Source organism: Acidobacteriota bacterium, assembly GCA_034211275.1.
Taxonomy (GTDB): domain Bacteria; phylum Acidobacteriota; class Thermoanaerobaculia; order Multivoradales; family JAHZIX01; genus JAGQSE01.
Genome location: JAXHTF010000205.1, coordinates 1 through 11,853, shown reverse-complemented (window position 1 = coordinate 11,853; position 11,853 = coordinate 1). Strand labels below are relative to the sequence as shown.

Annotated in this window: 11 protein-coding genes; 4 read left to right on the top strand and 7 right to left on the bottom strand. The window is 67.3% G+C overall.

Going from position 1 to position 11,853, the window contains the following annotated elements; all coding sequences use genetic code 11:
* Positions 1-8: 8 nt before the first annotated feature.
* The 3 genes from SX243_21775 to SX243_21765 all read right to left on the bottom strand — a co-directional run bounded on the left by SX243_21775 (position 9) and on the right by SX243_21765 (position 1,931).
* On the bottom strand, positions 9-203 hold the full coding sequence (locus SX243_21775) for a hypothetical protein (protein ID MDY7095615.1): 195 nt from the start codon (positions 201-203) through the stop codon (positions 9-11).
* Positions 204-291: 88 nt separating this feature from the next.
* Positions 292-1,137 carry an ABC transporter ATP-binding protein gene (locus tag SX243_21770; GenBank protein MDY7095614.1) on the bottom strand — a complete coding sequence of 282 codons (846 nt, stop codon included), beginning with the start codon at positions 1,135-1,137 and terminating at the stop codon, positions 292-294.
* 17 nt (positions 1,138-1,154) lie between these two features.
* On the bottom strand, positions 1,155-1,931 hold the full coding sequence (locus tag SX243_21765; protein ID MDY7095613.1) for an ABC transporter permease: 777 nt from the start codon (positions 1,929-1,931) through the stop codon (positions 1,155-1,157).
* A gap of 227 nt (positions 1,932-2,158) precedes the next feature.
* Here SX243_21765 and SX243_21760 point away from each other — a divergent pair, with 227 nt between their 5' ends.
* Complete coding sequence (locus tag SX243_21760) at positions 2,159-2,989, top strand: queuosine precursor transporter (GenBank protein MDY7095612.1); 831 nt, start codon at positions 2,159-2,161, stop codon at positions 2,987-2,989.
* A gap of 506 nt (positions 2,990-3,495) precedes the next feature.
* Here SX243_21760 and SX243_21755 read toward each other — a convergent pair.
* Together SX243_21755 and SX243_21750 are read right to left on the bottom strand one after the other, a co-directional pair.
* A complete protein-coding gene (locus SX243_21755; GenBank protein MDY7095611.1) occupies positions 3,496-3,957 on the bottom strand; it encodes a helix-turn-helix domain-containing protein in 462 nt (153 codons plus the stop codon).
* 288 nt (positions 3,958-4,245) lie between these two features.
* Entirely contained in the window at positions 4,246-5,073 is an 828-nt protein-coding gene (locus SX243_21750) for a Sir2 family NAD-dependent protein deacetylase (GenBank protein ID MDY7095610.1), read from the bottom strand.
* A gap of 209 nt (positions 5,074-5,282) precedes the next feature.
* Between SX243_21750 and SX243_21745 the strand changes: the two genes are divergently transcribed.
* The 3 genes from SX243_21745 to SX243_21735 all read left to right on the top strand — a co-directional run bounded on the left by SX243_21745 (position 5,283) and on the right by SX243_21735 (position 9,813).
* The gene (locus SX243_21745; protein MDY7095609.1) at positions 5,283-6,893 is read left to right on the top strand and encodes a hypothetical protein; all 1,611 of its coding nucleotides are present in this window, start codon (positions 5,283-5,285) and stop codon (positions 6,891-6,893) included.
* Complete coding sequence (gene murJ / locus SX243_21740; GenBank protein MDY7095608.1) at positions 6,890-8,680, top strand: murein biosynthesis integral membrane protein MurJ; 1,791 nt, start codon at positions 6,890-6,892, stop codon at positions 8,678-8,680. The genes SX243_21745 and murJ overlap by 4 nt, the downstream gene beginning before the upstream one ends.
* A gap of 515 nt (positions 8,681-9,195) precedes the next feature.
* Entirely contained in the window at positions 9,196-9,813 is a 618-nt protein-coding gene (locus tag SX243_21735) for a DUF4126 domain-containing protein (GenBank protein MDY7095607.1), read from the top strand.
* Between the two features lie 7 nt (positions 9,814-9,820).
* Here SX243_21735 and thrC read toward each other — a convergent pair whose 3' ends face one another.
* On the bottom strand, positions 9,821-11,158 hold the full coding sequence (gene thrC / locus SX243_21730) for a threonine synthase (GenBank protein ID MDY7095606.1): 1,338 nt from the start codon (positions 11,156-11,158) through the stop codon (positions 9,821-9,823).
* Positions 11,146-11,853: homoserine kinase (locus SX243_21725; protein MDY7095605.1), on the bottom strand; the 708-nt coding region annotated here is incomplete at its 5' end. The genes SX243_21725 and thrC, both read right to left, overlap by 13 nt.

Genomic DNA, 11,853 nt, shown 5'->3' with positions numbered 1-11,853 from the left:
ATAAAATATTATAGAATTCGATAAAATACTTTTAGGTGTGATTTTTTAGGGTGCATCTCATATCCGGCCAACGGGTCGACGTGGTCTTCGACCCGTTGGCCGGCGCTACCGAAGAGGCTCCAATCCTCGACCTTGATCACCAGATAGGCGAGCACCGCCAGCACGACGGTGACGAAGATTCCGACTTTGATCACGTTGGACATAGAGAGTCTCCCGGAACCGGCGAGGCGCCGGCGGCGATTCGATGCGAAATGCGGGACGAAATGGGGGCCGTCGGGCCGTGGCCGGTGTTCATGCGGTGAGGGGCCCCTCGGCTCGGCCTTCGATGAATTGTTGCACCCGTCCATCGTCGAGACGGCGGAACTCTTCCGGCGGCGCCTCGGCGATGATCCGGCCCTGGTGGATCATCGCCACCCGGTCGGCGATGCGGAAGGCGCTGACCATGTCGTGGGTGATGGTGATGGTGGTGGTCTGGAGCGTGCGCTGGAGGTCGAGGATGACATCGTCGATGGCCGCCGTCATCACCGGGTCGAGGCCGCTGGTGGGCTCGTCGAAGAGCAGGATCTCCGGCTCCAGAGCGATGGCCCGGGCGAAGCCCACCCGCCGCCGCATGCCGCCGGAGAGCTCCGACGGAAGCTTCGAGCCGGCCCCTTCGAGGTTGACCAGCCGCAGGCATTCGTCCACCCGCTGGTCGATCTCCTGGCGGGAGAAGCGGCGGGCGCGCTGCAGCGGGAAGCCGATATTGGCGCGCACGTTCATGGAGTCGAAGAGGGCGCCTTCCTGGAAGGCCATGCCGAAGCGCCGGCGGAAGTCGGTGATCTGGCGGTAGCCGAGGGTGCTGAGATCGATGCCGTCCACCTCGACGGAGCCGGAGTCGGGGCGCATCAGGCCGATGATGTGCTTGAGCAGCACGCTCTTGCCGACGCCGGAAGCGCCGATGATCACCAGCGACTCGCCCTCGTAGACCTCCAGATCGAGGCCGTCCAGGATCACCTTGGGGCCGAAGCTCTTGGAGACGTCCTGCAGGCGGATCTTGAGCGTCTCGGCACCTTCGGATGCCGGATGGCCTTCGGATGCCGGATGGGGCTCATCCGAGGGGCGGGCGTTGCCGGGATCTTGTTCTTGGGTGGAGGTCATGGCAGGACGGGTCCGCTTCAGAACAGGATTTTGGTGAGGAAGAAGTCGACGATGAGCACGGAGATGCTCGCCAGCACCACCGCCTGGGTCGTGGAGCGGCCGACGCCGGCGGCGCCGCCGGTGGTGTAGAAGCCCTTCTGACAGCCGATGACCGAGATCAGGAGCCCGAAGACCGCGGCTTTGATCAGGCCCGACATGAGGTCGTTCATCTCCATGTATTGAAAGCTGTTGGAGATGTAGGTGACGGGATTCGAGCCCATCATCACCACCGACACCAGGTAGCCGCCGACGATCCCCAGGCCGTCCGCTAGGATGATCAGCATGGGCAGCATCAGCACCGTGGCCCATACCCGCGGCACCACCAGGTAGTGGATGGGGTCGGTGGCCAGCACTTCCAGGGCGTCGATCTGCTCGGTGACCCGCATGGTGCCCAGCTCGGCGCCCATGGCGGAGCCGCAGCGGCCGGCGATCATCAGCGCTCCCAGCACCGGCGCCAGCTCGCGCACCATGGACAGCGCCACCAGCGAGCCGACGTAGCCCTCGGCGCTGAAGCGCACCAGCACCCGGAAGCTCTGCAACGCCATCACCATGCCGGTGAACATGGCGGTGAGCAGGACCACCGGTACCGACTGCACCCCCACTCGCACCATCTGGGTGAGCAGCTGGCGCCAGTCGTAGGGCGGCCGAGGGGTCCAGACCAACACCCGCCACAGGAGGGTGGCGAAGCGGCCCATTTCGATGAAGAAGTGATTCGACCAGTTGCGTGCGGCGTGAACGGGGGCGGCGAGATCCATGGCGCGTTAGCCTACCAGGGTTGGCTTCGAAATGGTGCCCCTAGGAGCTTGCTGAAAAACCCGCGTCGCGCTCCGAGCGGCTCTTTTCGGCCGAATCTTCGTTGTCGAACCTCGACGATTCCCGAATCGCCTGCGGTTCTCCGCCTCGATTCTGCTCGAAAATTTCACGCTCTCGCTTGCGACTGACTTTTTCAGCAAGCTCCTGGAATAGGCTATCCTCCTTCTCCATGTACGACCCGACGAGCGCCTCCTCACCGCGGGCGGCGGAGCTCCAGCGACGGCGGGAAGGAGTCTTCCTGGTCCTCACCGGCCTGTTCATCGGCTCCATGACCATGCTCAACATCCTGGGGGTGACCCGCTTCTTGGATCTCAGCTTCGAGATCTTCGGTCGCACCGTGCCGGTACCCCTGGCGGTGGGAGTTCTGCCCTATCCGCTGACCTTCCTGTGCACCGACTTCGTGTCCGAGATCTATGGCCGCCGCCGAGCCAACGCCATGGTGTGGGTGGGATTGTTGGTCAACCTGTGGCTGGTCTTCATCGTCTGGGTCGGCGGGCTGCTACCGGGTTTCGACCAGGCGGTGCCCGACGCCGCCGGGCGGCTACCGGTCTTCTTCGAGGTACGGACCCTAACCTTGGGAGCGGTGGCGGCGTCGATGATCGCCTACCTGGCAGCCCAGCTTTGCGATGTTCACGTCTTTCACTTCTGGAAGCGGCTGACCCGGGGCCGGCATCTCTGGCTGCGCAACAACGGCTCCACCATGGTCAGCCAATTCGTCGATAGCTTCGCGGTGATCACCATCACCCACTTCTATGCCGGGGCGCTGCCGGTGGACGGCCAGCAGGCCATCTGGCCTCAGCTCTGGGTCTTCATTCTCACCGGCTACGTCTTCAAGGTGCTGGCGGCAGGGGTGGATACGGTGCCGTTCTATTTCGGCACCGCCTGGCTGCGCCGTTTCCTCGAGATCGAGGACGAGATCCCCGTCGGAGCCAAGGCTGTCAGGGGGGCTCCAGAGGAGACTTCGGAGACCTCGGGGGGTTCTTCCGGGGAGATTTCCTGACGGTAGCGACAATCCTTGTCACCTACCCCCGGGGTGGGGTTGCCGAAGATTGTCAGCTTCGTCAGGAGGATCTTGGGGCGAAGGCGCGAAAGGCCCTAGATACAGGGATTCTCTCGATTCTCAGAAGGTTGGCACGGCGCTTGCTCTAGTAGTTCCGTGAGTTCGGCCCGCAGGCGCGAGACAGCGGCAACCGGGCATGAGCTTTCGCCGCGACGGTGGCAAAACTTGGGGGGGCTGCTCCCGTCGCGGCGATCTGACACTTCGGTGTCTGGCCATTGGTCGGGCCATCGTCTTGTCAGAGGCCGTCAGCGCGATTGTCGCAGACTGCGGCCAGGAAGCGATCTCGGAATGCCGAGGTCGCTTTTTTTTGTGCGCTGAAGGCGCTTCCGCGGGCATCGGTCCTTCCTCGAGAAAGCGCACACGAAAAAGGGGCCCGCCGGATGGCGAGGCCCCAGACTCCGCAAGCTGCTGGTTGCAGAGAACCCGCGACTCGGCGAGAGGGTTCCTTACGGGTAGTCGTCCAGCTCCTGGAACGGCAGACCGCAGGGGTAGAAGAGGTTGAACACCGGCTGCTCGATGAGCTCGGCGAAGCGCAGAAGCTGCGGTCCGATCTGCTCCAGGGCCGAGTCTCCGCTCTCGATCTTCTCGTACTCTTCCTGGGAGATCTCCAGATGGTCGGCCATGGCCTCGGTGGTCAGCTCATGGCGTTCCCGATGCTTGGTGACGAGCGAGCCGCACTCGCCCTCCTTGGCATCCTCGGAGCGTCCGGTCTCGCTCAGCAGGCGAGCCGTAGGAGTCTCCAGCTTGATGGCGATCTGCGCTAGCAGGGGGCCCCACTCTTCCGCCTCTGATTCTCCCGCTTCCATGGCCTCGTAGTGCTCCTGAGAGACCTTCAGGTGGGAGGCCGTGTCTTCGACGGAAACCCCCTTCTTCTCGCGTTCCTTCTTCAGAACGTCACCCAACTTCATGCTGCCCTCCGATCATTGCTGAATCGCAGTCGATAAAAATTCAAACCTGTGCGGCCGAACCATTCGGGGATCGTGCCAGGGACGGACGCCGATACTTAAACATGAAAGGTCGTTAGTGTGTCAAGTCCGAGCTGAATCTCCAACAGCCCGTGGCAAAAGTCAGACGCCAGCGAGAGCGAGCAATTTTTCGCCGAATCAAGGCCGGAAAACCGCAGGCGATGCGGGTATCGGCGAGGTTTTCGAACGAAGATTCGGCGGAAAAGGACCGCTCGCAGCGCGGCTCGACTTTTACCATGGGCTGCCAAGCTCTGCCCCGAGGGCCTCGCACACCTGGGGCAGCAGTGTCTCCGCCTGGGCGTCGAGGCTGGTGAGGCGGTTCATCCGCACCGTCGCGGAGGGGTCGATGGAGTACATGGGGGTCTTCCACAAAATGCCCGAGCGCAGCGCCATCTCGGTGACGCCGACGGAGAAGGAGGTGCCGACGAAGAGTACCAACGCCATGCGCTCGAGGGCTTGCTGCACGCGGGAGAATTGGTAGTCGCTGTGCCCCTGGTAGTACTCGTCGAACCACAGCACGTGCTGGCGCAGAACGTCGCCGCATTGGGGGCAACGGGGCAGGTGCTCGGCGGCGGGCTTCTCCAAGAACGGGCCGAGGTCGATCTCCGAACGGGGGATGGAGCCCCCCGGGGCGCCCAGCCGGCAGCCGTCGGTGGCGCACCGCACGCGGTCGGCGGTGCCGTGAACCTTGACCAGGCGCTGGGAGCCGGCGTCCTCGTGCAGGGTGTCGATGTTCTGGGTCACCAGCAGAAAATCCCCGCCCCGGGCCACCTGCCAGCGCTCCAAGGCCGCCAGGGCGCGGTGGGCATCGTTGGGCTCGGCTCCTAGAACCCGCTCGAAGCGGCTCAGATACCAGCGCCAGGAACCCACCGGATCCTCCCGGAAGTAGGCATAGGTGCCGAGCTCGGTGACGTCCCGCTTCCAGATGGCCCCGGGGTCGTCGCCGCGGAAGGTGGGGATGCCGCTGGCGACGCTGACGCCAGCGCCGGTGACCACCAGCAGGAGGCCGGAACCCACCTCTTCGAAGGCCCGGTGGAGAATGTCGACGGCTTCGCTCACGGGTCCCAGAGGATACCACGGTGCTCGGGCTCCCTTCGCCAGGACGGTAGACTGCCTTCGGCGCCCTCAGCAAGGCGGTTCAGTGCTACCATGCGAGCGACCCGAAGACGGCACAAACAGGGCCTCCCCGGCACGTAACGATGGACCGACGAGAAGACGAAGCAGCGACGGAAAGAGAGCTCTCTGAGCAGGAGATCTCGTACCTCAAGTTGCTCGAGAGCCTGCAGACCGCGGCAGCCCACGGCGCCTCGGATCAAGGTGTGGTGCAGCGTATCGCCGCCTGGATCGAGGCCGAGTCGGTGCTCAACTTCATCTGCTTGAACCAGCGCTGGTTCGACGATTGGGAGATCAAAGAAGCGCTCCTGCGCAACGATCACACCCCGCAGGAGCACCGGCAGGAGCTGGAAAAGCAGATCGCCATCTTCGATCTGATGCGGGAGATGGACTCTCCCCACATCTCCGCCGAGGAGCGGCAGGAGATTCAGGAGGATGTGCGCCAGCTCTTCCGCACCCTCGACGGTCACGATCGGACGGTGGTGCGGGAGCGGGCCTACAGCCTGTCTTCCTCCCGCGCCAAGCCGGGGGCACCGAAAGCGGAGGCGCCGCCGCCGGTCCCCGAGCCGCCGCCGGAGGTTTCGGCAGAGCAGGATCTCCAGGCTCTCTTCGAAGGCCAGGAGGAGCCCGAGGCGCCGGCCGCCGAGGCGGCTCCTCCGACGACCCCGACCGCGGAGTCGGTGGAGCCGGAGACCGACGTTGCGCCGCCGGTGGTGGAGGAGCCCGCCGCCGCGGAGCCGGCCCCTGTGGAGGAGCCGACGGACGCTCTTCCGGAGATGGATCCGGAGATCGCCTCCCTCTTCGCTCCCCTCACCGGCGAGATGCCGCTGCCGGAGCTGCCGGAGCCCCATCCTTCGGCGCCCTCGGAAGAGGAACCTTCGGAAGAAGAGCTGCGGCTGGAAGCACCCGTTGCGGAAGAGCCTGTTGCCGAAGAACCCGTTGCCGAAGAGCCCACGCCGCAACCCCCTGCCGCCGAGGAAGCGCCGCCGGAGGAGGACGAGGAAGCGGCTCCGGCGGATCTCGCCACCCGCGAACGGGAGCTCCAGCTGGCGGCCACCAGCGACGATCACGATCTTCTGCGGGTGTTGTCGGGAGAGCTGGACGAAGAGGTGCAGCTGGCGCTGCTCTCCAACCCGGCGCTGCCGGACAATCTGGCGGCGGGGGTGGCCCGGCGGGCGGGGCCGCGGGTGGCCCAGGCCATCTACCGCGACAAGCGCCTCTTCCGCCGGCCGCTGGTGCGGCGGGCGCTGCTCCAATGTCCGTCGGCACCGGCGGCGGCGCAGCTGGAGATCGTCGGTACCATCGGCCAGCTGGGGGATCTGCTCACCGTGCTCTCCAGCCCCAGGGTGCGCCATCTGGAGGTCAAATCCAAGGCTCGGTCGAGCCTCCAGACCCGCTTCCGGGCCATGGGCGGCGGTGAGAAGGTGGCGGCGGTGCGGCGCCACGGCCGACCGTTGCTCAAACAGCTGTGGAGCGACTTCTTCCGCGACGAGGCCCTGGTGCTGCGCTGCCTCGAGGGCCGCCAGCTGGACTCCGCCACGGTGCTGGAGATCGCTCGCAGCAAGATCGCCCCCCGCCGGGCCCTGGAGGCCATCGGCAAGACCTCCGCCTGGACCTCCCAATATCCGGTGCGATTGGCTCTGGTGCAGAATCCCAAGACCCCGCGGCAGGTGGCGGCACGGCTGGTTTCGACCTTGTCACCGGCGGACCGCAAGGCCATCAAGCGCAATCCGGCGGTGGCGCAGGCGGTGAGACAGCGGGCGTGAGGGAGCCCTCCGAGTCCAGCCCCGCCGAGGCCCAGCCCGTCGAGGTCCAGCCAGCCGAGTCCCGTGGCGCAGAACCTCACGCCGAGCAACCCCCCGCCGAGGCTTCCGGCGGGGGAGGGAGCCGCGCCGCCGTGGTGGCGGCGGGCATCTTCTCCAGCCGCATCGTCGGCTTCGTGCGCGAGCGGGTCATCGCCCACTTCTTTGGCGGCAGCGCCTTCACCGACGTTTTCACCACGGCCTTTCGGGGCCCCAACGTGCTCCAGGTCCTGTTCGGCGAGCAAACCCTTTCGGCGGCCTTCATCCCCATCTACGCCCGCATGGTGGAGCAGGGGCGGGAGGAGGAAGCGGGGCGCTTCGCCGGGGCCGTCTTCGGGCTGTTGTTGGCTCTGGCGGCGGCCCTCAGCGTCGCCGGGATCCTCCTGGCGCGGCCCATCGTAGCCATCTTCGCCACCGGCTATCTCAACGACGCGGCGCAGGTGGCGGCGGGAACCATGGAGGTGAATCGGTTCGAGCTGTCGGTGCGGGCGGTGCGCTGGATCTTCCCCATGACCGGCCTGCTGATGCTCAGCGCCTGGTGCCTGGGGGTGCTCAACAGCCACCGCCGCTTCTTCCTGTCGTATTTCGCGCCGGTGCTGTGGAACGTCTCCATCATCGCCACCCTGGGCACTGCTGGTGCCCTTTGGCTGGGGCCCACCGCCGGCATCGACGCCGCCTCCCGGGTGCTGCTGGTCACCTGCGCCGGCGCCCTGGTGGGGGGGCTGCTCCAATTCCTCGTCCAGCTGCCCCTGGCCTTGCGGCTGCTCACCGGCCTGCGCATCTCGGTGTCGACCCGGGTGGCGGGGGTGCGGGAGTCTCTACGCGCCTTCGGGCCCGTGTTGGCGGGGCGCGGGGTGGTGCAGCTCTCCCTCTATCTGGACCACTTCTTGGCTTCCTTTCTCGCCGTCGGCGCCATCTCCGCCATTCGCTGGGGCTCCTTTCTCTACGCCCTGCCGGTGAGCCTCTTCGGTATCTCGGTGGCAGCGGCGGAGCTGCCGGAGCTAGCCCGGGTCGCCGACGGCCCGGCGGACCGGCTGCTCCAGCGCACCCGCCGCTCCCTGCGGCAGATGTCCTTCCTGGTCTTGCCGACGGCGGTGGGATATCTAATCTTCGGCTATCTGGTGACGGGGCTGCTGTACCGCAGCGGCGAGTTCTCGGTCACCGACCAATGGCTGGTCTACCTGGTGCTGGCGGCCTACAGCCTGGGCTTGCCGGCGAGCACTGCCTCCCGGCTGCTGCAGAATCTCTTCTACGCCCTCGGCGACACCCGCTCGCCGGCCAAGGTGGCGGCGCTGCGGGTCGCCGTCGGCAGCGCCATCGGCGCCGGGTTGATGCTCTGGCTGGATCACTTTACGGTCTCGGACACGGTGGGGCAGGTGGTGTCCTCCGGAGGGCTGGGGCCGGACGTGCTCTTCCTCGGCGCAGTGGGGCTGGCGGTGGGCTCGGCGGTGGGGTCGTGGGTGGAGCTGGTGAGCTTACGCCGGGTGCTGGCGACGCGCCTGCCGGCACCGCCGCCGGTGGCGCCACCGGGGCGCTTTCTTCTGCTGGCCCTGGCTGCCGGCGTGCCGGCGGTGCTGCTGTGGCTGGTCCTGCCGGCCTGGCACGTAGCCTTCCAGGCGATGCTGGTGCTGGCGGTCTACGCCGCCCTCTACCTCGGCGCCGCGGCGGCCTTCCGGCTACCGGAGCTCGAATCCTGGTGGTCTTTGCTGCGCCGCCGACGGCGCAAGGCCTCCGGAGACAGCAAACACTGAGGAACCCAGGGTTTTTCTCCCCGGGCGGAGGTGGTGGAGTTCCTGTCCCTGCTTCTTTGGGTGGCGCGCTGCAATAGCCTCGTCGTCATTCCCGCGAAGGCGGGAATCCACGCGGTGGTGAGTCGTGAGGGTGGCCTGCTTTGAGCTATCGCTTCTGGAAGGTCTGCCTGGATCGTCGGCGCGGTCTCCCCAGCAAGGTGTGGACTCCCGCCTTCGCGGGAGTGACGGGGGTGGATTTGGAGACCGTAGGAGCAGGTAGGAGGCTGCGTCGATGAGGCACCCCCGCCCCGGGATCAATCCCGGGGCTAAGTAGGCACCGCCGGATGAATCCGGCTCCCTGAGGAAAATCCTGCCGAGCTGGAGCTCCGAAGCCGGCAGAGCCGGCGGAACTTGAGTAGCCTGGGGATTGGATCCCCGGGCGGGGATGGTGGAATCGCCGTCGTTGGCTACTGGGATCGCAACCTTCCCACCCGCCCTGAATCAAAATCAACCCCGATGTCGTAGTCTTGGGCATTATGGAAACCGACATCACCACTCTCGAGACCCTGCTCAGCCTCTCCCTCGGGCTGGGGCTTGCGGCGGCCTGTGGCTTCCGCATCTTCGTGCCCCTGCTGATGATGAGCATCGCTAGCCTGTCCGGATATCTGGAGCTGATGGACAGCTTCGCCTGGATCGGCACCTGGCCGGCGCTCACCGTCCTCGCCATCGCCACGCTGCTGGAGATCGGTGCCTACTACCTGCCCTGGTTGGACAACTTCCTCGACACCCTGGGGGCTCCCGCCGCCGTGGTCGCCGGGACCATCGTCACCGCTTCGGCGGTGGTGGGCATGGATCCCATGCTCAAGTGGAGCCTGGCGGTGATCGCCGGCGGCGGTGCCGCCGGGGCAGTGCACACCGGGCTGGCGGCCGTACGGGGCCTGTCCTCCGCCGCCACCGGCGGGCTGGCCAATCCGCTGATCTCCACCGCCGAGGCCGGCGGCTCCATCAGCTTCGCCATCCTGTCGCTACTGCTGCCCTTCGTCGGGCTGGCGCTCTTCGTCGCCCTGGTGAGCCTCGCCCTCGCCGCCGTGCGCCGCTGGCGCAGCCGGCAGCGTCAACAACCCCCGGTGCGGCCGACGGCGGTGGCGACCTGACGGGCTCCTAGAGACCCCGAAGAAAAGCCTCCAGCGCCGGCGCCTCGGGCTCCAAGTCCCGAGCCCGGCTGGGGCGTTTCAGGCATTCCTTCAGTCGCTCCGGCAGGGGAATCTCTGCCTTGACCAGGGGTTCTACGGTCTCGCCGAATTTGGCCGGATGGGCGGTGGCCAGGAGGATGGCGGGTTCGTCTCGGGGCACTCTTCCTTGGCTCCGCAGCTCTTCCAGCCCCGCCCAGCCCACCGCCGTGTGGGGATCCAGGAGGTAACCGGTGGTCTGGTGGACCCGCCGGATGGTCTCCCGGGTCTCTTCGTCGGTGACCCGCGCCCCGCGCAGGTCTCGGAGGATGGCGTCCCGATCCCCGTCATAGAGCCACAGGATGCGGTCGAAGTTGGAGGGGTTGCCCACGTCCATGGCGTTGGACAGGGTGGCCTGGGACGGGCGCGGGCGGAAGATTCCTTCCTCCAGGTACTCGGGGACCACGTCGTTGACGTTGGTGGCGGCGACGAAGGCGCCCGCCTCGACTCCCATGCGCTGGGCCAGCAGGCCGGCGGTGAGGTTGCCGAAATTGCCGCTGGGGACGACGAAGACGGGCGGTTCGGGGCTGTCGGTGCGGCCCTCAAGCTGGCCGGCAAGCTGGCGGAGGAGCTGGGCCGCGCCGTGGGCGTAGTAGAAGCTTTGGGGCAGTAGCCGGCCGAGATTGATGGAGTTGGCGGAGGTCAGGCGCAGCTGGCGGCTGAGCTCGGTGTCGGCGAAGGCCGCTTTGACCATCCGCTGGCAGTCGTCGAAGGTTCCCGACACCGCCAGGGCATGGACATTCTCCCCCAGGGTGGTGAATTGACACTCTTGCACGCGGCTCACCTTGCCCTTGGGGTAGAGCACCACGACTCGGGTCCCCGGAACTCCCAAAAAGGCCTGGGCCACGGCGCTGCCGGTATCGCCGGAGGTGGCCACCAGCACCGTCAGCGGCTCGGAGCTTGCCTCACCCTGGAGATGAGCGAAGAGCCGCGCCATGGTGCGGGCTCCGACATCCTTGAAGGCGAGGGTGGGGCCGTGGAAGAGCTCCAGGATGTAGGTGGCTTCCGCCACCGGCACCAGCGGCACCGGGAAGTCCAGGGCGTCGTCCACCAGCGACTCCACCACTTCCTTCGGCAGGTCCGGCAGCAGCGGCGGCGCCAGACGGCGGGCGGTGGTGGAGAGTGGAGCGTCCGCGGCCACCTCTCCGAGCTGGGGCCAGCGGGGCAGGCTCTCGGGCAGGTAGAGGCCGCCGTCCGGTGCCAAGGAGCGGAAGAGGGCAGTGCGCAGATCCACCGCCGGGGCTTTGCCGCCGGTGCTCAGGTAGCGCATGGTTCTTCTCCCCGGGCCAGCACGCGAGCGCCCGGGGCGCCCACGGGGGTGACCAAGGTGTCTCCTTCGACGCCGTGGGGCTCCAGCGCCCGGGCCATGGCGTCAGCGATCTGCCGGGCTCGCCGTCGGCCGCGGCAGAGGGCGAAGAGGGTGGGGCCGGAGCCGGAGAGGCCCGCTCCCAGGGCGCCGTGGTCGAGGGCCGCCTGCCGCAGGTCGGCGAAGCCGGGGACATTGCCGGCGCGTAGGGGCTCGGCGATGGCGTCCTCCAGGGCACTGGCGAGGAGCTCGTCGTCGTCGCGGAAGAGGCCCGCGGTAAGAGCCGCCGTATTGCCCCATTGAACCACCGCCGCCGCCAGCGGCACCCGGTCTCCCAGCAGCGCCCGGGCGGCGCCGGTCTCCACCGCCACGTGGGGATGGAGGAGAGCGCAGAAGAGGTCGTCGGCCACCGGCAGAGGGTCCACCCGCGGGTTGGCACCGCCGGCGCCGCGGACCAAAACGAAGCCGCCGTAAAGGGACGGGGCGGCGTTGTCACCGTGGGCCGAGCCGCAGGCGCTGCGCTCCGCCTCCAGCACACAGCGCAGCAGGTCTTCCTGAGACCGGTCTAGGCGGAGCAGGGCGTTGGCCGCGGTGACCGCCGCCACCGCGCTGGCGGCGCTGGAGCCGAGACCGCTGGCCAAGGGCATGCCCTTGTGCAG

Coding starts and splice junctions, on each gene's coding strand:
- SX243_21775 (MDY7095615.1), bottom strand. CDS start 203: ATGTCCAACGTGATCAAAGTCGGAATCTTCGTCACCGTCGTGCTGGCG.
- SX243_21770 (MDY7095614.1), bottom strand. CDS start 1,137: ATGACCTCCACCCAAGAACAAGATCCCGGCAACGCCCGCCCCTCGGAT.
- SX243_21765 (MDY7095613.1), bottom strand. CDS start 1,931: ATGGATCTCGCCGCCCCCGTTCACGCCGCACGCAACTGGTCGAATCAC.
- SX243_21760 (MDY7095612.1), top strand. CDS start 2,159: ATGTACGACCCGACGAGCGCCTCCTCACCGCGGGCGGCGGAGCTCCAG.
- SX243_21755 (MDY7095611.1), bottom strand. CDS start 3,957: ATGAAGTTGGGTGACGTTCTGAAGAAGGAACGCGAGAAGAAGGGGGTT.
- SX243_21735 (MDY7095607.1), top strand. CDS start 9,196: ATGGAAACCGACATCACCACTCTCGAGACCCTGCTCAGCCTCTCCCTC.
- thrC (MDY7095606.1), bottom strand. CDS start 11,158: ATGCGCTACCTGAGCACCGGCGGCAAAGCCCCGGCGGTGGATCTGCGC.